The organism is Bathymodiolus heckerae thiotrophic gill symbiont (assembly GCF_900128515.1).
Lineage (GTDB): Bacteria > Pseudomonadota > Gammaproteobacteria > PS1 > Pseudothioglobaceae > Thioglobus_A.
This window is the reverse complement of record NZ_FQTP01000023.1, coordinates 1-22,997: the sequence shown is the minus strand read 5'-3', so window position 1 is coordinate 22,997 and position 22,997 is coordinate 1. Positions and strand designations below refer to the sequence as shown.

At 38.0% G+C, this 22,997-nt stretch carries 24 protein-coding genes; 13 read left to right on the top strand and 11 right to left on the bottom strand.

Annotation, left to right across the window (positions count from 1 at the left end):
* Together BTHERMOSOX_RS04445 and BTHERMOSOX_RS04440 are read right to left on the bottom strand one after the other, a co-directional pair.
* A partial coding sequence (locus BTHERMOSOX_RS04445; protein WP_138119828.1) for a virulence RhuM family protein/type II toxin-antitoxin system death-on-curing family toxin occupies positions 1–977 on the bottom strand: 977 nt, incomplete at its 3' end.
* Entirely contained in the window at positions 974–2,479 is a 1,506-nt protein-coding gene (locus tag BTHERMOSOX_RS04440) for a type I restriction-modification system subunit M (protein ID WP_138119826.1), read from the bottom strand. The genes BTHERMOSOX_RS04440 and BTHERMOSOX_RS04445, both read right to left, overlap by 4 nt.
* A 329-nt stretch (positions 2,480–2,808) precedes the next feature.
* On the opposite strand from BTHERMOSOX_RS04440, the gene rpsF reads away from it, so the two are divergent.
* From rpsF to der, 12 genes are all read left to right on the top strand, one after another.
* Entirely contained in the window at positions 2,809–3,156 is a 348-nt protein-coding gene (gene rpsF, locus BTHERMOSOX_RS04435; RefSeq protein ID WP_138119824.1) for a 30S ribosomal protein S6, read from the top strand.
* A gap of 9 nt (positions 3,157–3,165) precedes the next feature.
* On the top strand, positions 3,166–3,420 hold the full coding sequence (gene rpsR / locus BTHERMOSOX_RS04430; RefSeq protein WP_138119822.1) for a 30S ribosomal protein S18: 255 nt from the start codon (positions 3,166–3,168) through the stop codon (positions 3,418–3,420).
* An 11-nt stretch (positions 3,421–3,431) separates the two neighbouring features.
* The gene (gene rplI, locus BTHERMOSOX_RS04425) at positions 3,432–3,884 is read left to right on the top strand and encodes a 50S ribosomal protein L9 (protein ID WP_138119821.1); all 453 of its coding nucleotides are present in this window, start codon (positions 3,432–3,434) and stop codon (positions 3,882–3,884) included.
* 70 nt (positions 3,885–3,954) lie between these two features.
* Positions 3,955–5,400: a replicative DNA helicase gene (gene dnaB / locus BTHERMOSOX_RS04420; protein WP_138119819.1), complete on the top strand. Its 1,446-nt coding sequence runs from the start codon at positions 3,955–3,957 to the stop codon at positions 5,398–5,400.
* 6 nt (positions 5,401–5,406) lie between these two features.
* Positions 5,407–6,453, top strand: a complete 1,047-nt coding sequence (gene alr, locus BTHERMOSOX_RS04415) for an alanine racemase (protein ID WP_249360600.1) — start codon at positions 5,407–5,409, stop codon at positions 6,451–6,453.
* On the top strand, positions 6,446–7,144 hold the full coding sequence (locus tag BTHERMOSOX_RS04410) for a metallophosphoesterase family protein (protein ID WP_138119815.1): 699 nt from the start codon (positions 6,446–6,448) through the stop codon (positions 7,142–7,144). Before alr ends, BTHERMOSOX_RS04410 begins: the two co-directional genes overlap by 8 nt.
* Positions 7,135–7,632 (top strand): DUF1249 domain-containing protein, encoded by a 498-nt coding sequence (locus tag BTHERMOSOX_RS04405; protein WP_138119813.1) that lies wholly within the window; start codon positions 7,135–7,137, stop codon positions 7,630–7,632. The genes BTHERMOSOX_RS04410 and BTHERMOSOX_RS04405 overlap by 10 nt, the downstream gene beginning before the upstream one ends.
* Positions 7,617–8,519, top strand: coding sequence for a 5'-nucleotidase (locus BTHERMOSOX_RS04400; protein ID WP_138119811.1), 903 nt, complete (start codon positions 7,617–7,619; stop codon positions 8,517–8,519). The genes BTHERMOSOX_RS04405 and BTHERMOSOX_RS04400 overlap by 16 nt, the downstream gene beginning before the upstream one ends.
* Positions 8,516–9,403: a nucleoside recognition protein gene (locus BTHERMOSOX_RS04395; RefSeq protein WP_138119809.1), complete on the top strand. Its 888-nt coding sequence runs from the start codon at positions 8,516–8,518 to the stop codon at positions 9,401–9,403. The genes BTHERMOSOX_RS04400 and BTHERMOSOX_RS04395 overlap by 4 nt, the downstream gene beginning before the upstream one ends.
* 62 nt (positions 9,404–9,465) lie before the next feature.
* The gene (gene hisS, locus BTHERMOSOX_RS04390) at positions 9,466–10,728 is read left to right on the top strand and encodes a histidine--tRNA ligase (RefSeq protein ID WP_138119807.1); all 1,263 of its coding nucleotides are present in this window, start codon (positions 9,466–9,468) and stop codon (positions 10,726–10,728) included.
* Positions 10,729–10,730: 2 nt separating this feature from the next.
* Positions 10,731–11,333, top strand: coding sequence for a YfgM family protein (locus BTHERMOSOX_RS04385; protein ID WP_138119805.1), 603 nt, complete (start codon positions 10,731–10,733; stop codon positions 11,331–11,333).
* A 12-nt stretch (positions 11,334–11,345) separates the two neighbouring features.
* A complete protein-coding gene (der, locus tag BTHERMOSOX_RS04380) occupies positions 11,346–12,752 on the top strand; it encodes a ribosome biogenesis GTPase Der (RefSeq protein ID WP_138119803.1) in 1,407 nt (468 codons plus the stop codon).
* Here the strand turns inward: der and BTHERMOSOX_RS04375 are convergent.
* Together BTHERMOSOX_RS04375 and pyrG are read right to left on the bottom strand one after the other, a co-directional pair.
* The gene (locus BTHERMOSOX_RS04375) at positions 12,749–13,078 is read right to left on the bottom strand and encodes a hypothetical protein (RefSeq protein WP_138119801.1); all 330 of its coding nucleotides are present in this window, start codon (positions 13,076–13,078) and stop codon (positions 12,749–12,751) included. The two genes, der and BTHERMOSOX_RS04375, sit on opposite strands and share 4 nt — an antisense overlap.
* 17 nt (positions 13,079–13,095) lie before the next feature.
* Positions 13,096–14,736 carry a CTP synthase gene (pyrG, locus tag BTHERMOSOX_RS04370; protein WP_171004642.1) on the bottom strand — a complete coding sequence of 547 codons (1,641 nt, stop codon included), beginning with the start codon at positions 14,734–14,736 and terminating at the stop codon, positions 13,096–13,098.
* Between the two features lie 81 nt (positions 14,737–14,817).
* On the opposite strand from pyrG, the gene msbA reads away from it, so the two are divergent.
* Positions 14,818–16,539, top strand: coding sequence for a lipid A export permease/ATP-binding protein MsbA (msbA, locus tag BTHERMOSOX_RS04365; RefSeq protein WP_138119799.1), 1,722 nt, complete (start codon positions 14,818–14,820; stop codon positions 16,537–16,539).
* Here msbA and BTHERMOSOX_RS04360 read toward each other — a convergent pair.
* The 7 genes from BTHERMOSOX_RS04360 to BTHERMOSOX_RS11925 form a co-directional block, all read right to left on the bottom strand.
* Positions 16,536–17,918, bottom strand: coding sequence for an aldehyde dehydrogenase family protein (locus BTHERMOSOX_RS04360; protein ID WP_138119797.1), 1,383 nt, complete (start codon positions 17,916–17,918; stop codon positions 16,536–16,538). The two genes, msbA and BTHERMOSOX_RS04360, sit on opposite strands and share 4 nt — an antisense overlap.
* A gap of 9 nt (positions 17,919–17,927) precedes the next feature.
* Positions 17,928–19,565 carry an acetolactate synthase large subunit gene (locus tag BTHERMOSOX_RS04355; RefSeq protein WP_138119795.1) on the bottom strand — a complete coding sequence of 546 codons (1,638 nt, stop codon included), beginning with the start codon at positions 19,563–19,565 and terminating at the stop codon, positions 17,928–17,930.
* Positions 19,562–21,067: an FMN-binding glutamate synthase family protein gene (locus BTHERMOSOX_RS04350; protein WP_138119793.1), complete on the bottom strand. Its 1,506-nt coding sequence runs from the start codon at positions 21,065–21,067 to the stop codon at positions 19,562–19,564. Before BTHERMOSOX_RS04350 ends, BTHERMOSOX_RS04355 begins: the two co-directional genes overlap by 4 nt.
* 114 nt (positions 21,068–21,181) lie before the next feature.
* A complete protein-coding gene (locus BTHERMOSOX_RS04345) occupies positions 21,182–21,619 on the bottom strand; it encodes an HvfX family Cu-binding RiPP maturation protein (RefSeq protein WP_138119791.1) in 438 nt (145 codons plus the stop codon).
* On the bottom strand, positions 21,612–21,911 hold the full coding sequence (locus tag BTHERMOSOX_RS04340) for an HvfC/BufC N-terminal domain-containing protein (protein WP_138119789.1): 300 nt from the start codon (positions 21,909–21,911) through the stop codon (positions 21,612–21,614). The genes BTHERMOSOX_RS04345 and BTHERMOSOX_RS04340 overlap by 8 nt, the downstream gene beginning before the upstream one ends.
* The gene (locus BTHERMOSOX_RS04335) at positions 21,881–22,660 is read right to left on the bottom strand and encodes an MbnB/TglH/ChrH family RiPP precursor modification enzyme (RefSeq protein ID WP_138119787.1); all 780 of its coding nucleotides are present in this window, start codon (positions 22,658–22,660) and stop codon (positions 21,881–21,883) included. Before BTHERMOSOX_RS04335 ends, BTHERMOSOX_RS04340 begins: the two co-directional genes overlap by 31 nt.
* Before the next feature lie 2 nt (positions 22,661–22,662).
* Complete coding sequence (locus BTHERMOSOX_RS11925) at positions 22,663–22,788, bottom strand: hypothetical protein (RefSeq protein WP_283204840.1); 126 nt, start codon at positions 22,786–22,788, stop codon at positions 22,663–22,665.
* Positions 22,789–22,997 lie beyond the last annotated feature (209 nt).

Here is a 22,997-nt window from a genome sequence, read left to right as displayed (position 1 = left end):
TCCTGATGATTGCCTGTTAACAACACAACTACCAAACCAATGACTTTGTCTTTATCTGCTGGATCACTTTGGGCAATGAGCAAGGTGATTGCGGTTAGTGCTTCTGGTGTGATTTTAGCTCTAAAATCAAGCTGGGCTTTTTGCAAAAACCAGATAAAAGCAAATGCACCTGTGCGTTTGTTGCCGTCATTAGATGGATGATTTTTAACAATAAAATAAAGTAAATGTGCGGCTTTTTCTTCAATAGTTGGATAAGCATCTTCACCAAATACGGATTGAAAAACATTGCCAAAGATACCTGCCAAGGTGTCTTTTTTCTTTTCTTGGGCAAATAGTTGGGTGGCTTGATTATTGGCAATTAAGCCTTGCTTTAATTGAGCCACAGCCTCATACAAAGCGCTAGATTCTAGCTGAATATCTTGTTTGGTTAAACCACCTTTAGGCAGTTTGTCTTCATCAAATGATTCAAGTGAAAACCAAGTATGGGCAAAGCTTTTGATTAATGCTAATACATCGTCAGTTTTAAGTAAGGTGTTATTACTGGTAAGTGTTTTTACCTCATCCACCGCTTGCATAAAATTGGTGTAATTTTGCTCAATGCGTGACGGGTTAATAGTGAAGCCTTGAATGATATGCTGCTTAAGAGTTTTGGTTGCCCATTTTCTAAATTTAGTACCTATAGCTGAATTTATTCGATAACCCACTGCAATCATTACATCTAAGTTGTACTCTTTAATTTTTCTTTTAACACTTCTATTTCCTTCTTTTTGAACTTGTAAGGATTCTTTACAAGTTGCCTTTTCTTCTAGCTCGTTGTCTTTAAATATTTGCTTTAAGTGTATGGTTATATTCTGCGTCGTCACACCAAAAATTTCCGCCATTTCTTTTTGACTTGCCCATGCAGTTTCATTTTCAATATCACCCTTAAGCTCAATTGCGCCATTGTCCGCCTGATAAATAATTAATTTATTACTCATAGCTTAAAACCTATTTTTGCCAGTTGAATTTTGATATTTTCATCAAGCAATTTTTCTTGCGCCATTTGCTTGGCGAGTGTCTGTGTTAGCTCTTGCATTTTGTCTGCAAAAGGAATGCCATCATCTTCTTCATCAGGAATACCAACATAGCGCCCGGGTGTAAGTACAAAGCTGTGTTTTTCTAGCTCTGCGCGTTGTGCAGATTTACAATAACCTTTGATGTCTTCATAGCCTGTATCGTTTTTCCAATTATAATAAGTTTGCTCGATGGTTTCAATATCTTCTGGGGCAAATTCCCTATGCACTCGGTCTTTCATAAAGCCCATTTCTGAGGCGTCAATAAATAGCGTTTCGCCTTGGCGCTGTTGTTTACTACGGCGCAATATCCAAATAGTGGCTGGAATACCAGTATTATAAAACAGTTGTTTTGGTAAGGCGACAATGCAATCAACCAAATCAGCTTTAACTAGATTGGTGCGAATATCACCTTCGCCAGAGGTGTTAGAGCTTAAGCTGCCATTTGCCAGCACGGTTGCCATAACACCATTTGGCGCAAGGTGATAGAGCATGTGCTGCATCCAAGCAAAATTGGCATTGCCTGCGGGTGGTAGGCCGTATTTCCAACGAGCATCCTCAGCGAGAACATCTTGTCCCCATTCTTTTTGATTAAACGGTGGATTGGCTAAAATAAAATTGGCTTTAAGATCGGGATGCGAGTCGTGCAAAAAGCTACCTTGGGTATTCCAAGATACAAACTGTGAGTTGATATTACGAATAGCAAGATTCATTTTTGAGAGTTTCCAAGTGGTCTGATTAGATTCTTGACCATAAATAGTAATATCAGAAATAGTACCCTGTTGCTCTTCAACAAATATTTCACACATGAGAAACATACCGCCACTACCACAAGCAGGGTCGTACACTCTGCCTTTGTATGGTTCAATCATTTCTACCATGAGTTTTACGATGGATTTTGGGGTGTAGAATTGCCCACCTTTCTTGCCCTCAGCATTGGCAAATTCACCAAGGAAATATTCATATACTCTGCCGAGTAAATCTTTTGAATGCTCGTCTTGCGCTTTAAGCTCAATATCAGAGATGACATCAATCAGTTGTCCGAGTGCGGTTTTATCAAGATTGGGCTTGGCATAGACTTTCGGTAATACGTGTTTTAGCTCAATATTTTCTTTTTCAATGGCAGACATGGCGTTGTCAATTTCTACGCCTATTTCAGGTAGTTTTGCTTTGGCTTGCAAACTATCCCATCTAGCCTCTTTTGGTACAAAAAATATGTTCTCAGCTGTGTACTCATCTCTATCCTCGGCATCTGAAAAATTGTCAGCATCAAGCTTGGTATAAAGCTCAGAAAATGAATCAGAAATATACTTAAGAAAGATAAGCCCTAAAACCACGTTTTTGTATTCTGCGGCATCGATATTTTTGCGCAGTTTGTCTGCCGTATTAAATAGTGCTGATTCGAAGTTTTTGTTATTTTCTGGCATTAAATTAATAGAGACCTTTGCATAAATAAGGATGATTAGAAAAATGACAGATTTTATTAATTTGGGAATTTTTTAAATCCACTCCTAGCAGGGTTAAGGGTGTTTTTAAAAAGTTTTCAAATTGATGAAAGATGGTGTTTTGATGATTGTTCATATTTATGCAAAGGTCTCTAATAGTTAATAAATATATTAAGTTCATTTTAACGCTCAACAATTATAAGCATCAATTTAAATTGTGAAAAACTTACAACTAGTATAAAATACCCACTCCCTTGCTTGAGAACATGGTGTTCCAAGCTATTATTAATAACCATAAGGAGATACAACTCATGAGACATTATGAGATTACACTTATTGTGCACCCTGACCAATCGGCTCAGGTAAGTACAATGATGGATAACTACAAAGAAATCATTACAACTGGCGGCGGACAAATCCACCGTGAAGAAGACTGGGGTCGTAAACACCTGGCTTACCCAATTAACAAAATTTACAAAGCTCACTACCTATCAATGAATATTGAATGTGATCAAGATACACTTGATAAGCTTAATTATAATTTCCGTTTTAACGATGCAATCCTTAGAAACTTAATTCTTTCTGAAGACAAAGCGATCACAGAGCCATCAATCATGATGACGGCTAAAGACGAAGATAAAAAACCAGTTAGACGATAGGAGATTAGAATGGCTAAGCAACAAAAGAGAAAACGCAGACCTCAAATTAAAATCAATACTTTTTGTCGTTTTACGGCAGCAGGCGTTGAAAGAATCGACTATAAAGATGTTGATACATTGTTAAAGAATATTGATGAAAGTGGCAAGATCACACCATCAAGAATGACAGGCACTAGCGCTAAATTCCAGCGTCAGTTAACAACTGCCATTAAGAGAGCTAGATTTTTAGCTCTAATTCCTTACACTGATAAGCACAAGAAATAGGAGTAACGATCATGCAAGTAATTTTATTAGAAACAATTCAAAAAGTAGGCACTTTAGGCGATTTGGCTAATGTTAAAGCAGGCTATGCACGTAACTACTTAATTCCACGTGGCAAAGCTAAACCTGCAACTAAAACAAACCTAGCTGAGTTCGAAATTTTGAAAGCGGATTTACAAGCTAAAGAAGCTACTGCACTTACTACTGCACAAGCAATCGAAGCTAAAATGGCTGGTACTGTTTGCACAATTGCTGCAAATGCAAGCGATGAAGGTAAGTTATTCGGCTCTATCACTACAGCAGATATTTCACAAAGCCTTGCGAAAGCTGGTTTTGAAGTTGAAAAACGCACAATCAACATGTCTGAAGCGATTCGCCATACAGGTGAATACGACGTTAGTGTAACACTACACCCGTCTGTTTCAGTTACAATTAAAGTTGTTGTGGAGACTCAAGAAGAAGAGTAAAAATCACCCTTCAAATTGAGTTAAAATTAAGAACCCTCGCAAGAGGGTTTTTTATTTTTTAGGCAAGCCCATGGATATTAAAAACGTCAAAATTCCACCCAATTCTCTTGATTCAGAACAGTCTGTTTTGGGCGGATTACTACTGCATAATGATGCCTGGGATCAAGTGGCCGATATCCTAACTGAGGTTGATTTTTACAACGCTTCACACCGCATCATCTTTGAAGCTATTTCAACTCTAATGCATCACGACAAGCCTGCTGATATCTTAACGGTTAAAGAGCATGTTAAAAAAACAGGTAATGAAGAAACTATTGGTGGTTTTGTTTATTTGGCTCAAATTGCTGAAAACACGCCAAGTATTTCCAACATTGAGGCTTACGCAAAACACGTTCGTGAACTGAGTGTTTATCGTCAGTTGATTGTAGCTAGTCATGAAATTGCGGATACTGCTTACAATCCAAAAGAGATGGAAGTTCAAGAATTAATTGATCTTTCAGAAAAGAAAATCTTTGAAATTGCTGAGCAAGTAACACGTGGAAAAAAAGACATAACCAACGTTAAAGATATTATCAAAGACGTGGTTAATCGCGTTCATGAAATGCAAGAAACTGAAGGTGTTACTGGCCTTGAAACTGGCTTTACTGAGTTGGACAAAATAACCTCAGGATTGCAAAATGGCGATCTAATTATTATTGCTGGACGACCTTCTATGGGTAAAACAGCTTTCTCAATGAATATTATTGAGCATGTTGCCATTACTGCAAAAGAACCAAAACCTGTTGCTGTATTTAGCCTGGAGATGCCGACAGAAGCGCTGGTAATGCGTATGATTTCTTCGTTCGGGCATATTAAAGGTGAAAATCTAAAAGACACCATGACGGAAACTGATTGGAATAGTTTCAATCATGCAGTTTTAGCGCTAGAAAAATCTACAATATTGATCGATGAAACACCCTCAATTACACCCACTGAAATTAGAGCCAAATGTCGCCGACTTAAACGCCAGTATCCTGATCTTGCACTGATTATGGTGGATTATTTACAGCTAATGGTTGTTCATGGCAAGACTGATAATCGCGTTCAAGAAATTTCTGAAATTTCACGTTCATTAAAAGCATTAGCTAAAGAAATTAACGTGCCAGTTATCGCTCTTTCACAGCTTAACCGTGGCGTTGAATCTCGCCCTAAAGCTGGCAAAGGTCGTATGCCGCAAATGTCAGACTTGCGTGAATCAGGATCAATTGAGCAAGATGCAGACATCATTGGTTTTATCTATCGTGATCAACAATATCATGATGATAGTTATTCTAATCCTGAAGAAATTGGCAAAGCTGATCTTAAAATTGCCAAGCATCGTAATGGTTCAACGGGCAGCATCAAACTGGCATTTATTGGCGAATATGCACGCTTTGAAGACCTTGCTAACGAAGATCAGTTCCAAGGTATACCAGATGAACATATGGATGCTGCGTATAACAACAATATGGCTAATTTTGACCAAGAACCCTTCTAGATTTCTATGCATGCCCTAGCAACTATTTCACAATCAGCACTGAGTCATAATTTAAACGTTGTTCGTACGCAAGCACCGCATTCAAAAATTGTTTGTATGGTTAAGGCTAATGCTTATGGTCATCATTTAGACTTAATCAAGCCCTTACTAAATGCTGATCTTTTAGCAGTTAGTGAGCTTAGTGAGGCTCGCACCCTTAGGCAATATACAGCCAAACCTATTTTATTGCTACCAGGTGTTTTTAATAATGCTGATCTTAACAATGCAGTTGAATTGGGCTGTCATTTAGTTTTGCATGACTTATCTCAATTGCCAATTATTATCAATAGCAAGCAACACATGACACTTTGGCTAAAGGTCGATACAGGTATGCACCGTTTAGGCTTGTCTTCATCAGATCTTAACACCTGCCTAGAACAACTCAAAGCCTGTTCAAATATTCATGTTGAATCCGTGATGAGTCATTTTGCTTGTGCTGATGAACCACAGCACACTAGTAACACACTACAACTTAACAGCTTTAAGCAACTAAAGATAAATAAGTTTAATCGCTCTATGGCTAATTCTGCTGCGATCCTTGGTATGGCTGAAGCGCATTTTGACTATGTGCGTCCAGGTATTATGCTTTACGGTGTATCACCCTTTGCAATTGAAGACAATAAACTGCAAGCTGTCATGGAATTATCTGCACCTATTCTTAGTATTAAAACCATTTTGGCAGGTGAAAGTGTTGGCTATGGCGCCAACTGGAGTGCCAAAAAACAGGCTAATATTGCTATTATTGGCATTGGTTATGCTGATGGCTATCCTCGTCATGCTAAAAATGGCACGCCAGTTTTGATCAACAACACTTTATGCTCACTGATTGGTCGAGTTTCTATGGATTTAATCTGTGTTGAACTTGGAGATTTGAAAGCATCTATCGGTGATAAAGCCATTCTCTGGGGGCATGATAAACTTCATGTCGAAACTGTTGCAAAATACAGTGACACTATTGGCTATGAATTACTGACTAGTGTTAGTAGTCGCGTTCGTTTTATTGCACATGATTAAACTTATTCAAATTAGTGATTGTCATATTAATGATCAGGCTGTGGTGATGGGTGTTGACACCCAAGCCAATTTAAAGAAAATTGTCAAAAAACTTGATGATTGTAAATTTGAAGCATTACTAATTAGTGGTGATTTGACTCATAATGGCACGGCTAATTCATATACTTATTTAAAAGAAATTCTATCTCCCATTGAAGTACCCATTCATGTCATTACTGGCAATCATGACAATGTTGTTAAACTTAATATTGCCTTTAAAGATAATTTATTCAGTTGTGTAGAATTTGGAAACTGGGAGATGATTAGCATCAATTCAGTGCAACCAGAAAAAACCAGCGGCCTAGTAACATCAAAGGCTTTAGCAGAGCTTGATCAAAGATTTTTAAATTCAAATGCTGATCACATTCTGGTTGTATTGCATCATCCAATTGTTGCCATGAATAGTAGTTGGGACGATAGCTTATCATTAGAAAATCCACAAGATTTATTCCAAGTATTAGATAAGCATTCTAAAATACGTTGTGTTGTTTTTGGACATGCTCACGAATCTGCTGATTTTTATCATCAGAATTGTTTGATTGTTTCTTGTCCATCGACCGCACTACAATTTAACCAAGAGTCGAGAATTGGCTTTAACGAATTTACCTTACATGATGATGGTCAAATAAACTGGACGACACAATGGATATAGACTCACAATATTTGCACGACTTATACAACTCTCAGCAGCCAAAAACCTATAATGATGTTAGTGCATTATTTGAGTCAAATTATTTAAAAATATTTAAACTCATTCCACTACTCAAGCAAACTGCGCATCATAGTATTATTCGCCACGAAAACTTGGCAGATCTACATTTAATGGTTGATCAGCGCTTTGCTCATACGGGAATTTTTACACTGACGCATATTCTAGAAGGCGGCACGCATAAACCTGATATTAAGTTCAAAGTTTATTTTGATGCACAATTGCTAGAGGTGCTCTCAGTGTGCAATGAAACCACACTTAACTCTAGTCATCCGTATCTAGCACAGTGCAACGATATGAATATACAATGGGAGCTTAATCTATTCATAGAAAGATGGCTAGATTACTGTTTAGACAAATATACCCCAGGGCAGCCTCTCTTGGCTAAATCCAATTCACCTTCTCAAGGAAAATCATGGCAGATGCTGTAGACCCAAAAGCTAAAGACAAATTAGTTGTTGCAATTTCATCAAGAGCATTGTTTGATTTAGATGAATCTCACCAAATTTTTAAACAACAAGGTGTTGAGGCTTATGCCAAACATCAAGAAAAAAATGAGGATGTCATCCTGCCACCGGGCGTTGGATTTTCATTGGTTAAAAAGTTATTAGCATTGAATACTAAAAAAAATCCAATCGATGTTATCTTGCTTTCTAGAAATAGTGCTGATACTGGATTACGTATTTTTAATTCAATTGAGCATTATGGTTTGAACATCTCACGTGCGGCATTCACGCGTGGTGAAAGTACGCATAATTTAGTCGGCGCCTTTGAGGCTGATCTATTCTTATCAAGCAATTATCAAGACGTGCAAAAAGCATTGGAATCAGGATTTGCGGCAGCATCTATTGTTGGTGAAGGCTCAAAAGATTCTCATGAAACTCAACTTCGTATTGCCTTTGATGGAGATGCTGTTATTTTTTCAGATGAAGCAGAAAAAATCTATCAAGAAAAAGGTATTGATGCGTTTGAGGAAAATGAGAAAAAATCAGCCAATATCGAGTTAAAAGCCGGACCCTTTAAATGTTTTTTAAAATCATTACATAAAATTCAATCAGCTTTCCCAGTTGAGAACAATCCAATTCGTACCGCGCTGGTCACTGCCCGATCAGCACCCTCACATAAGCGAGTTATTCACACGATGCGTAAATGGGGTATTAGAATTGATGAATCATTCTTTTTAGGTGGACTAGATAAAGGAATATTTTTAAAAGAATTTGGCGCGGATATTTTCTTTGACGATCAACATTCTCATTGTGAATCAGCTTCTCAATATGTCCCAACTGGGCATGTTCCCAGTGGAATTTCGAACACATGACTTTTGACACCAAAGCATTTGTTAGTAGTTCAATATCTACTGCAAAAATAATTCTTGTTACCGTAATCCCCTATTTTTTACTAGCAGAATTACTAATGTATTTTGGCTTGATGCCAATTATTGCTCAAATTTTTGAACCTTTTACAACTTTATTAAATCTTCCACCAGAGGCAGCATTGGCGCTTGCTTCTGGTGTTTTTCTTAATTTATACGCTGCTATAGCCTTTGCAGCACCACTTGGATTAAGCGTTTATGATTGGACGATTTTAGGGTTGTTTTTGGGTGTGCTACACTCTATTCCAGTTGAATCAGCCATTATGAAAAAACTTGGCATTGACTGGATAAAATCTATTAGCTTTCGACTTGTTATGGCTTTTGTGGTATTAACACCCTTACTGATTATTCCAACTGAATTATTATTCGACAATCCCGATGAAGTTGCTAGTGTTTTGTTTCAGTCAAATCTTACTGTAGCTAATAATTTTACGGATTTTATCATTCAAAAAATCTATGAAGCCATCTTGCTTTCGGTTGAAATTATTATCCTTGTAAGCTTGGTTATTTTTGTTGTTACCTTCATCAAAGGATTAAGCTTCTTGCAAAAATTTGAGCATCGCCTAAGCACTATTATGGCCTTACTAACAGGCACTTTAATAGGTATCACCTATGGTGCAGGTGTACTGTTAAAAGAAGCACAATACATGAGTAAGAAGCAAATTACATCTGTGTGTTATTTCCTAATGGTTGCACACGCTATTATTGAAGACACCTTGCTATTCGTATTTTTTGGTGCGGATATATTCTTGCTTATTGGTATTCGTCTATTTTTTGCTACTTTAGTATTTTTTATCATCTCTATTTATTACAAAGAAGATCCGGCGTAATGCGGCTTAAACCTTTGTAATTATTGGTAAAATACGCCATTACGTTAATTTCATCCAACTCCATGAGTAAAAAAATCCAAGCCATTCGTGGCATGAACGATCTACTACCAAAAGATTCTGATCTTTGGGGTTATGTAGAACGCACTATTGCTGATTTGTTTAGCTCGTATGGCTATAAAAATATTCGTACGCCACTGGTTGAAAAAACAGACACCTTTTGTCGAGCAATTGGCCAGGCAACAGATATTGTTGAAAAAGAAATGTATTCTTGGAAAGAATCCAATGGTGAGTCATTAAGCTTGCGCCCTGAAGGAACTGCAGGTTGTGTGCGTATGATGATTGAGCACAATCTTCCACGTGAAGGCATTCAAAAAGTCTTTTATCAAGGCGCTATGTTTAGGCATGAGCGTCCGCAAAAAGGGCGTTATCGACAGTTTCATCAAGTAGGTCTTGAAGTGTTTGGCGCAGCTGATGCTAAAGTTGATGCAGAGTTAATGATGATGACTCACAGCCTATGGCAAAATCTAGGCTTAAAAAACCTAACCTTGGAAATAAACACACTAGGATCAAATGAAGCAAGAGCCTCTTATCGAGAAATCTTAGTTGAGTATTTTTCAATGCATAAAAATCAGCTCGATGAAGACAGTCTTAGACGATTAGAAACCAATCCATTAAGAATCTTTGATAGTAAAAATTCGGATATGCAGGCGTTAATTAATAATGCACCAAAACTCATGGATCATTTGGATGGAGACTCTGCCAAGCATTTTGAACAATTCAAAAGCTATCTTAATTGCCTAGAGATTGATTTTGTTATTAATACACGCTTAGTACGTGGGCTTGATTATTACAACCGTACTGTGTTTGAATGGACCACAACAGATTTAGGCGCGCAAGGCACTATTTGCGCCGGCGGACGCTATGATGGTCTGGTTGAAAAAATGGGTGGAAAGCCAACTAAAGCTGTTGGACTGGCTATCGGCTTAGAACGCCTTCTTTTACTTTTAGAAGAGCAGGAGATACAATTAGCCAACGACAAGCTTTCAATCTACATGATTACACCTAGCGATGAAGCGCAAATTAAATCAATGCAAATAGCGACAAAACTCCATCAAGAATTGCCAAATTTTATTATTTATAATGACATTACCATGGGTAGCTTTAAAAGCCAATTTAAAAAAGCAGATAAAGCCAATGCTGACTTCGCTTTAATTCTTGGTGAGGAAGAATTAAACAACAACCAAGTTAGCATTAAGCCATTAAAATCTCAAGACAAACAACTAACCTCGAGCCTTGATGAGGCGATTAAATTTTTTAAGGATTAAAAATGAAAAACTTTATTGAAATTGGAAATACAGAAGACGAACAAGCTCAGCAAATTAAAAAATGGCTAAGAGAAAACGGACCACAAATTATTGCCGGTATCGTTCTTGGCTTAGGTGGAATCTGGGGTTTTGGTGCTTATAAGGCGCACGAATATCAACAATCAATCTATGCAAGAATTCTTTATTTAAATAGCGACTCAACTGCTTTTGAGCAGCTTAATGAAAGTCATGCAGATAGTGGTTATTTACAACAAGCCATATTAATACAAGCAAAAATTGCTGCCAAAGATAAAAAATATGAGCTTGCCTTGCAACACTTATCACCATTAATAAATGATGAAAACTCATTAATTGCCAATATTGCAACCATGAGAATGGCTAGTGTTCAATTAGAAATGGGCAACTTTTCTGATGCAATTGCCACACTTAACAACACATCTGCAGATGAATTTAACGGCTTGTACAGCCAACTGAAAGGTGACATCTATGTTGCTAGTAATAATATTAATGAAGCAAAAAAATACTACAGACTCGCTTTATCGCAAATCTCTACAGACTCTAAACTACAAAACTTAATTAGCATTAAACTTGCCGACCTAAACTAATCCAAAACTATTATGGGCTTACCCACAATTTCACTCGTTGGACGCCCAAATGTTGGCAAGTCCACCCTATTCAATAGACTTAGCGGCTCTCGTCAGGCATTAGTTTCTGACTTTGAAGGCTTAACGCGTGATCGCCAATACGCCGAAATCCTGCTCGACGAAGAATCCGATACTTTTGTCACTATTATTGATACTGGTGGTTTAACCAATCAAGACAACGTTGTTGATAGTGGTATTGAAGGTCAAGTGTTGAACGCCCTTGAAGAATCTGATGTCATCTACTTTATTGTCAGTAGTCGAGATGGCGTGATAGGCCTTGATCTTGAAATTGCTTCTCGCCTTAGGCGCCTGAAGAAAGATATCATTCTTGTTTGCAACAAAGCTGAAGGACTCGATGAATCGCTAGCTGCTGAATTTTACGAATTGGGCTTAGGTGGGCCTAAGCTAATTTCTGCAGAACACGGCCAAGGCATTGGTGATTTAATTGACTACACATTGCCTTTCCTACCTCAACCAGTTATTGAAGAAGAGGAAGAAGTAGAAGGTATTGCTGTTGCGGTATTAGGCAGGCCTAACGTTGGTAAATCAACCCTTATCAATCGTATTCTTGGTGAAGAACGAGTTTTGGCGATTGACATGCCAGGCACGACTCGTGATAGCATCTATATTCCATTTGAACGCGAAGGACAAAAATACACACTAATTGATACTGCGGGTATTAGACGTAAGCGCTCTACTCATGAAAAAATTGAAATTTTTTCCATCATTAAAGCTATTGATGCACTTGATCGCTCTCATGTTGTCGTCTTAGTATTAGATGCAAGAGAAGGTGTTACCGAACAAGATGCCACCCTACTAGGTATGATTGCTGACAAAGGTCGTGCACTACTAATTGTGATTAACAAGTGGGATGGACTGGATGAATATCAAAAATCTGAAGTTAAGCGTAAGCTGGATGTAAAGCTATCTTTTGTTAATTATGCCAGCGTGCATTATATTTCAGCATTACATGGTTCTGGCGTTGGCAAACTGTTTGCACCAATTGTTAAATCATATACAAATGCCGGTACAAAGCACTCCACTTCTACCTTAAACAAAATACTGGAAGCGGCCAACCATGGCCATCAGCCACCACCGGTAAAAGGTAGACGTCTAAAAATTAAATACGTCAACCAAACAGATGTTTTTCCACCGACACTTACCTTTCATGGAAATCACCTTCAGAATGTTCCAAATGCCTATGACCGCTATTTAAAGAATTTCTTTATCAATGCGCTTAAGCTAACAAATACGCCGCTTAAAATCGAATACAGAAGTGGCGAGAACCCATTCAAAGATACTAAGAATGAATTAAACGCACGTCAAATTAATAAAAGACGTCGTTTAATGAAGTTTATTAAAAAACGTAAAAAGCGCTAGATGAAACTTATCTGGGCATTGAGTCGATCAATTCTTAGTGTTAATTCACAATAAGAATTTTCAAGAATTATCGCCTGGGAAGGGTCATCACTACAAGCACAGCCTGATAATATTTCACAAAAAAATACACCAATTTTTAGGGTGATGGCTTGTTCAGTTGCATGATTTGACAATATACTCAGTTCAACACTATCTTTGTCGATTACACCACTGTGAGTGCAACATGCCATCAAGGGTAACTCTTCAAGACTTAATGTTTTAAAAGCTTGTTTAAAATTCCGGGGAAAATCAACACTACCCCAAGATTTTAATACTCGATCAAACACTTTGTTTGGTAATAATATTAAGAAGAAAGGATTAGATTATGCGCTTCATTGGCAGCTTTAACAAAGCTTTCAAATAATGGATGACCATCTCTAGGGGTTGAGGTAAATTCTGGGTGGAATTGACAAGCAACAAACCAAGGATGATCTTTCACTTCGACCATTTCAACTAGAGTGCCGTCAATTGATTTTCCAGAGATAACCAATCCTGCATCTTCAATCTGTTGAATTAAGGTATTGTTAACCTCATAGCGATGACGATGACGCTCAGTAACAATCGGTGCACCGTAGATATCTCTAGCTAACGTACCTTCAGCTAAAGCACACTCTTGACCACCAAGACGCATGGTTCCACCCAAATCAGAATCTTTATCTCGAGTCTGTGTAGAGCCATCCTCATCTTGCCATTCAGTAATTAATGCGACCACTGGATGTGTTGTGTCTGAATTAAATTCAGTACTATTGGCATCAATCATTCCAGCAACATTACGTGCATATTCAATTACTGCAACTTGCATACCTAAACAAATACCCAAGTAAGGCACCTTATTTTCACGTGCATATTGAACAGTTGCAATTTTACCCTCAACACCACGATTACCAAACCCGCCTGGAACCAAGATAGCACTCATTTCTTTTAAACAATCTGTACCATTTTTTTCAATTTCTTCAGAATCAAAATAATGAATATTAACTTTTGTACTGGTATTAATACCCGCGTGCAACAAAGCTTCAGAAAGTGATTTATAAGCTTCTGTTAAATCAATATACTTACCTACCATGGCAATATCAACACTAGAAGTTGGTGAATTAAGCTTTTGAATAACACTATCCCACTCGCTTAAATCTGTTGGCTTGCAATTCAATGAAAGTTTTTGCACGACAATATCATCCAAACCTTGGTCATGAAGCGCTCTTGGTACTTTATAAATAGTATCAACGTCTAACGAAGTGAAGACCGAATCTGCTGGTACGTTGGTAAATAAGGCAATTTTGGCACGCTCTGCATCCGGTAATGGATACTCTGAACGACAAATCAAAATATCGGGCTGGATACCAATACCGCGTAATTCTTTGACAGAGTGTTGAGTTGGTTTGGTTTTTAACTCGCCCGCTACTTTAATATAAGGCAATAGTGTTAAGTGAATAAACAAGGTGTTTTCACGACCTAATTCAAGACTCATCTGTCTGATTGCCTCTAAGAACGGCAATGATTCAATGTCACCGGCAGTTCCACCAATCTCAACCAAAGCAACATCGGCACCTTTTGCACCTGCCTCTGTTAATGTTTTGATCTCATTGGTAATATGCGGAATAATTTGAACAGTGGCGCCTAAATAATCACCACGGCGCTCACGCTCAATAACATTACTATAAACACGACCGGCAGTAAAATTATTTTTCTTGCCCAGTTGTTGGCGAATAAAACGCTCATAATGACCAAGATCTAGATCGGTTTCAGCACCATCATTAGTGACATACACCTCACCATGCTGAAACGGACTCATTGTGCCCGGATCGACGTTAATATAAGGGTCAAGTTTAAGCATGGTCACATTAAGACCACGAGATTCTAAGAGTGTTGCTAGTGAGGCTGAGGCGATTCCCTTACCTAAAGAAGAGACTACACCGCCGGTAATAAAGATGTATTTTGTAGGCACTTGAAAAGTAACAAAGTTGAAAGGCTTATGATACCCTAAGGCGTTATAATATGGATTATAAAAATATAAAGTAATTGCAATATGCAGTACAAACAGTTTGTTTCTCGCCTATTTATCTACTTAAAGCCACACATTGGCAAGCTTGTCTTTACCTCAGTAATGATGATGTTTGCAACTGCGCTTGAGAGTGCCATTCCTGAAATTACAGGGCGTATTGTTGATGATTTATTTGCCAATGATCGTAGCTCACAAACCGCCTTTATTTATGCTTTAGCATTATTTGGAGTTATTACTTTAAGCTCTATTTTTGCACTAACATCAACTGCTGCTAGCTCTTGGGTGTCTAATAAAGTCATCATGGATTTGCGAGTAGATATGTTCGCCAAATTACTCAGATTACCTAAATCGTATTTTGACAAACACCCTACTGGTAAAACCCTATCCAAACTTACTTTCGATGTAGAACAAATCGCTGCTACTGCCTCAACTATTTGGCTAGATTTTATCAAATCTTCTTTGTCTGTTATTATTTTAGTGGGCTATTTATTTTATAAAAATTGGCAACTAAGCTTAACCCTTCTCGTACTCTTACCCTTGGTATTTTTTGCAGTTAAACTATCATCAGGGCGCATGCGTGGTGCTAGCGCCAAGGTGCAAAAATCTATGGGCAGTATGACCCACTTATTAGATGAAAATATTTCTGGTAGTAGCTTGGTTAAAATTTATCACGCTCAAAATCAAGAAAGTCAAAAATTTATCAGTTTAGTGCGCACCATACGCCAACAGCGCTTCAAAGTTGATATGACTGGCGCTTTCAATAGTAGCTTTGTTAATGTTTTAATTGGCCTATCGCTAGGTAGTGTGGTGTATTTTTCCTCAACCTCATTACAAATGAGTGCGGGTGAATTTTTATCATTTTTTACCGCCATGGGTATGCTGGTCAAACCAGCAAAAAATTTAGTTAATATTAACAAACCATTGCAAATAGCTATGTCTGCAGCACAAAGCGTGTTCGGATTACTGAACGAAGTGGAAGAAAAAAATCAAGGCACAAAACATCTTGGCACAACCAAAGGGGCTATTAAATTTAACAATGTATCGTTTGGTTACTCCAAAGATACAACGGTACTCAATAATATCAATCTTGATATCAAACCTGGCGAAACCATTGCCTTAGTTGGTTCTACTGGTAGTGGAAAATCCACCATCATTCAACTAATCACCCGATTTTATTCTCCATCGCAAGGTTCAATTACCATTGATGGTGTCGATATTAACGATTTAGAAATTGACTCCTTGCGCTCACAAATCTCTTTTGTTGATCAAAGCGTGCGCTTATTTAACGATACTGTCAAAGGTAATATTGCCTTAGGTCAGCTGAATACTATGAGCGATACTCAAATCAAACATGCGGCAAATGTGGCTAATGCCACTGAATTTATCACCTCAATGAGTGATCAGTTTGATACTGAAATTGGCGAGGATGGCACCAAGCTTTCGGGTGGTCAGCGTCAGCGCCTGGCCATTGCTAGAGCAATTGCCAAAGATAGCCCAATCTTAATTCTGGATGAAGCGACATCAGCACTTGACTCAGCCACAGAAAAACAAGTTCAAACGGCCATTGATAAAATGCAAAAAAATCGTACCACCATTATTATCGCTCATCGATTATCAACCATTCAAAAGGCTGATCGAATTGTTGTATTGCGCGCAGGAAGTATTATTGAAAAAGGTTCACACCAAGAATTACTTGATGCAGATGGTGAATATGCCGGTTTATATAACCATCAGTTTAAAAACTAGCCTTTAATCACTAGCATTTTGTGTTCCAACATATCGCTCATAGTATGACCAATACCGCCTATGCCATAGCCAGAGTGCTTACGCCCTGCAAACGGCATCCAGTCCACTCTAAAGGTGGTGTAATCATTAATCATCACTGCACTAGCTTCAAGTTTTTTAGCTACATCCATAGCAAAATCCATGTCCGTACTAAACACTGACGCTTGGAATGATACATCTAGACTATTCGCATCTTTAATTGCATCTTCAATATCTGAATAGCCATACACACATACTACTGGGGCAAAAATCTCACTAATAGAAACCTTAGAGTCTTTAGCAGGGTTGAGCAATACTGTTGGTTCGTAGCTTACATCATTAATTCTTCTACCACCACATAACAATTCAGCACCTTCATCAATAGCCTCATTAACCCAAGCCTCAATTCTATCGGTTTCTTTTGTTGAAATTAAAGGGCCAAGATCTGAATCTTCGTTAATTGCATCACCTACTATTTGAATTTTGGCAATATCAGAAATTTTTTGCGCCAAAGAAGTTAGTTTATTGTTGGGAATATAAACACGTTGAACCGAAACACAAACTTGACCAGAATGGTACATACTGGCCTTTACTACGCCAGTAACAAAGGCATCTTCATCCTTACAAGAGTCAAAAATCAGTGGCGCTACACCGCCATGCTCTAGTGCACAACGCGTACCAGGAGCTAGTTTTGATTTTAAATACCAGCCAACTTTTGCAGAACCAATAAAACTAAAAAAAGCTACACGTGGATCGGTCACTAATTTTTCAGAATTTTCCCTATTAGTCAGTGCAACCTGAGCCCAACCTTTTGGCAGTCCCGCTTCCAGTGCCAATTCACTCAATCGCAAACAACACAAAGGTGTTAACGCTGCAGGTTTAATAATAACTGGACAGCCTGTAGCAATAGCTGGAATCATTTGATGAATGGCTAAATTTAACGGATGGTTAAAAGCACTGACAGCCACTACCACGCCAATAGACTCCATAATAGTAAAAGCCTTTCTACCTGCGCCAGCAGCAGTCATATCCATAGGTATTTGCGTGCCATGGATAGATTGAATTTCTGCTACAGCAATACGAATTCCGTCCACTGCACGCGTTACCTCTACTCGAGCATCACGAATTGGCTTGCCACCCTCATTAGCAATTAAACGTGAAAAATCCTCATACTCAGCATTAACCAATTCTGCTAATTTTTGCAAAATACGAAGTCGCTCATGAGCTGGCAAGCAACCATTCTTATGTAGTTTTTGTGCTGTTGACAACATAACATCTACTTGCGATGCATCGTGCATTGGCAACTCTTTTAATGTTTTATTGGTATATGCTTGTCTAACAATTATCTGCTCATTAGCCATCGTAAAATTCTAGTTAGTGAACTGTTTTAAATCATTTAATAGTGTTTTAGTATTTTGTGAATAGTCGATTGGTAAATCAATCACATGCACGCCACCATCAGCAAATGCTTTTTCCATAGTTGATATCAACTCATCACTTGAAGAAATTCTATGACCCGTGGCTCCATAACTCTGTGCATACATAACAAAATCTGGATTATTAAAATCTAACGCAAAATCTGGTAAATCCTGACCTGTTTGTTTCCACTTAATCATGCCATAACCGCTGTCATTAAAAATAATAGTAATTAGATTTAGTTTAAGTCTAACAGCTGTTTCTAATTCTTGAGAATTCATCATAAAACCACCATCACCACACACGGCAACTATTTGCCTATCTGGATACATCAGCGCACAAGCCATAGCACCAGGTAGGCCTGCACCCATTGTTGCCAATGCGTTATCAAGCAATAGTGTATTTGGCTGATGGGTATGATAATGACGCGCAAACCAAAGCTTAAACATGCCATTATCTAAGGATACAATACCGTCATCATCCATAACCTTACGCACATCGGCCACCACACGTTGTGGCAACATTGGAAATGATGTGTCATTATCCAGCGCATGAATAGCTATTTTTGTTCTTTCACGAATTAGCTCAACCCACTCTCGATTACAAGCAAAACATTCACTGAGCGCTTTTGTAATTCTGTCTATAGAATTACTAATATTACCTACCACCTCTACTTGCGGATAGTAAATATCTTTAATCTGCGCAGAATGAAAATTAACATGGATTACCTTTTGCTTATTACCTTTCATAACAAAAGGTGGTTTTTCAATTAAATCATGGCCTACATTGATAATTAAATCTGCTTTTTTAATGGCCTCATGCACATAATCCTTGCTTGAAAATGCTGCTGTTCCAAGAAAATGAGAATCATCACCACTCAACACACCCTTACCCATTTGGGTATTAAAAAACATGATGCCAGTTTTATTAACAAAATCTGAAAGAGGCTGCCTAACCCTCTTACGATTAGCGCCCGCCCCTACTAATAATAAAGGTCTTTTCGCTGCACTAATCACCTCAACCGCTTTTTCAATAGCTCGATCACTGGCAAACACTCGATGAATGGTTTGCCTAGGAAAAACTGAGTCATCTTCAACTTCCTCGCTGGCGATATCTTCAGGCAGTTCCAAATGCACAGCACCAGGACGCTCTTCTTCTGCAATTCTAAAGGCGCCACGAACTAACGCAGGAATTTGTCGGCCATAAACAATTTGCTCAGAATCTTTAACCAAAGGCTCCATCATTCGAACAATATCTAAAATTTGAAATTTACCCTGTAAACCAGCTTTAATTGGCTTTTGTCCAGTAATAACCACCAACGGCATACCGCCTAATTGCGCAAAGGCAATAGCGGTAACTAGGTTAGTTGCACCAGGGCCTAGTGTCGCTAAACAAACACCTGCTCTACCTGTGAGACGTCCATAAGTGGCGGCCATAAAAGCGGCTGCTTGTTCGTGTCGAGTTAAGATAAATTTAATGGAAGAGCCTCGAAGAGAATCTAATAGATCTAGATTCTCTTCTCCGGGAATGCCAAAAATATATTCAACACCTTCATTTTCAAGTGCTTTTACAAATAGATCAGATGCTTTCATTGTTTTTCTCCTTCTGGACATGTAGGGCATAGTTCATCCATAGGCATGGATTTTCCACTGGTTTGTACGATTCTGACATGGGTTCGATTGAGCCTACGAACCTCTTTCACGCCACATGAATGCGCAATGGTTTCTACAGTTATAGTCATGTTGTTAATATAATTTTTAACTTTCACTGCTTTGCTTTTTGGATTCAAACCTTTCTGCAAGCGCTTATTATGTGTAGTAATGCCAGTTGGACAAGTATTTTTATTACACTTAAGAGATTGGATGCAGCCAATAGCAAACATGAATCCACGTGCCGAGGTTACAAAATCTGCACCTGCACAAATTGCCCAGGCAACATCAGCAGGAGTGATCATTTTGCCAGAAGCAACCACTTTAACCCTATCTTCTAGACCGTGCTGTAAAATAGTATCGACCACTAATGGTAAAGCTTCCTTCAAAGGTAAGCCAACATTATCCATCAACGCCATAGGCGCCGCACCAGTGCCGCCATCACCGCCATCAACCGTAATAAAGTCCGGCGCTGATTCACGTCCGCGGATATTAACTTCATCTAGTAAAGCTTCTAGCCATCTTATATGGCCAATCACTGTTTTAAAGCCAACTGGCTTTTTAGTAATTTCTCTAATACGGCCAATCATGTCTAACAATTCACTAGCATTTGAGACTTCAACATGCCTATTAGGAGAAATCGAATCCTCACCTTTTCGAATGCCTCTAATTTGTGCGATTTGTGCAGTGACTTTTATTCCTGGTAAAATACCACCCTTGCCAGGTTTAGCACCTTGCGATACTTTCAGTTCAAACATTTTTACTTGATCATGTTTGGCAACATTGGACAATTTTTCTTCATTCAAACTACCGTCATCATTTCTAACACCATATTTAGCTGTTCCGATTTGGAATACCAAATCAGCACCACCCTTTAAATGGTAAGGACTTAAGCCGCCTTCACCTGTATTCATCCAGCACTGGGCCATACGCGCACCATTTGACAAGGCTAGTACTGCCGGTTTAGAAATGGCACCGAAACTCATACCAGAAATATTAAAAATAGATTTAGCTGAAAATGGATTGTCACTAAAGCCTTCGCCAATAATAACTGTTTTGGTTTTTACCGCATCACTATCAAGGGTTGGAAATGGGCAGTTAATAAAAATAACAGTGCCTGGTATATTAAGATTTTTGGTGGAACCAAAAGCAATGGTATTGTCTTTATCTTTTGATGCACGATTAACCCACTCTCGCTCCGCACGATTAAACGGCATTTCTTCACGATCCATAGCAAAGAAATATTGGCGAAAAAACTCACCCAAAGTACTAAATAAATAACGAAAATGACCAACCACCGGATAGTTTCTAAGTACTGCATTTTTACTCTGGGTTATGTCAAATATAAAAGTAAAAACAATAACGGCGAATATTAACCCCAATAACCAAATAAACAAAACTGGCATTAGGCTTAGAATGATATTGAATGCGTCAGATGCTTGCATTATTCCCCCGAATATTTGATAGGTATCTTACTCCTAACAAAAACAATTACAACCTTGATAACGAAAAAAAAACCTTTGGATTAGAAAGGTTTTTTTATGTTGTTATTAATTGCTTTATTTATCGTTATTTTTTAGATAATAATCCAATCCAAATCTGCCTGACCCGGTAATTAATATTGGTATTAGCATTGCTAAGAAAATCAGTGGCAATCTAAATCCGCCATCACTAATTGTATAGCCGCCATCATGTACAGCTATCCACGCGACAATATCTAGAATGATTAAGCCTAGGGCAGCAAAACGCGTACCTAAGCCCAATACTAATAATATTGGCAAAGTAAGCTCTACACCCATACTTAGATACCAGTTGAAATCAGCTGGAAGTAAATTAAATGGGAATGGAAATTGATCTTGTATGCCGCCATACCAATTTGATCCGTTGAGCTTCATTAGTCCAGCTGTAAAAAATTCATAAGCCAAAATAAGTCTAATGGTTACCATGGCGCCATTGTCATTAATGGTAGCCAATGTTTGATTGATAATTTTATTCATTGTTTCTCCTTGTTGTTTGTTGTGTACTTACCGTTTTACAATAGCTAAGAAATTCATCACTTATGTTGTAAAAAAATGGAGTTTTGCTTTCCCAAGATTTGTAAAACTCCAATACAAATCCATCAAAATCTTCACCCAGAGCGTCATGAATTTCACTCTTATTGTCTTTTAAAAAAGAAACCATGTTGCCTTGGAATAAACGCCTATATACATCGGCACGCTCAAAAGGTTTTTGCTCTGATCTTCCACGAATGTAATCCGTTAATGATCTTTGATAGTCTTCCAAACCCATTGCGCCTCCTTGTTTGGTTCATCAATTGGTGGGATATTAAAATCACGCTCAATAGTTGTAGGCGCAACACCAAATTTTTGATAAGCCATTTTTAATGTTTGCATTGATTCTTCAGTGATATTATCACCATGAGAATCAATGATTAAATCTGGCTTTTCCCAATAATGGCCCGCATTATGATAATAAAGAACATCACCTTGAAGCTCATCAATGAACGATGAAGGTGTGTAGTTACCATGATTGACACTGTTAACAAAAATATTATTCACATCAAGCATGATACCACTACCAGAACTCTTTGCAATATCATTAATGAATTGCATCTCGCTCATCTCAGATTCAATACTGCCATAATAGCTAACATTCTCTAACGCGATTCTTCGTTGAAGTATGTCTTGCACTTGATTGATTCTATCAACCGTGTGATTAACTGCCTCTTTCGTAAAAGGTAATGGCATTAAGTCATACAAATGACCTTTATACGAGCAAAAACTTAAATGCTCTGTATATAAATCTAAATCAAAGCGATCCATAAAGCTCTTAATTTGTTGGATGTAATCTTTATCTAACGGATCAACAGACCCAATGGATAAAGATAGGCCGTGTAAAACAACAGAATATTCGTTTCTTAATGTTTCAAATTCTGCTTCTTTACCTATCCAATTTTCTGGTGCCACTTCCAAATAGTCAAATACTAACTCTCTAGGAAGGTCTCCCATACTTCTTTTATAAGCCAATCCAACATTCATGGTTATTTTTTAGACCCGCAACTGCCTTCACCGCATTGACCTTCTTTTTCTCCCGCAATAAGTAATGTTGCGCCCAATGATACTGACAATGCAGTTGTTGCTAATAATGCTATTTTCTTGTTATTCATTTGTTTATCCTTTTATTTAAAATTGTTGGGTCATGACAACTCAAGCATATTTAAAATCATGTTAAAGTACCGTTATGAAAGTAAAAAACAAGTATGTAAATCGTTCCCGTATTTCAGAGAAGAAATTTAGAGAAATAATTAAGTATTTTTCTCTTGATTTGAACGCAGTTCAAATCAAGGAATTAACAGGATTGAGCAGACAAACAATC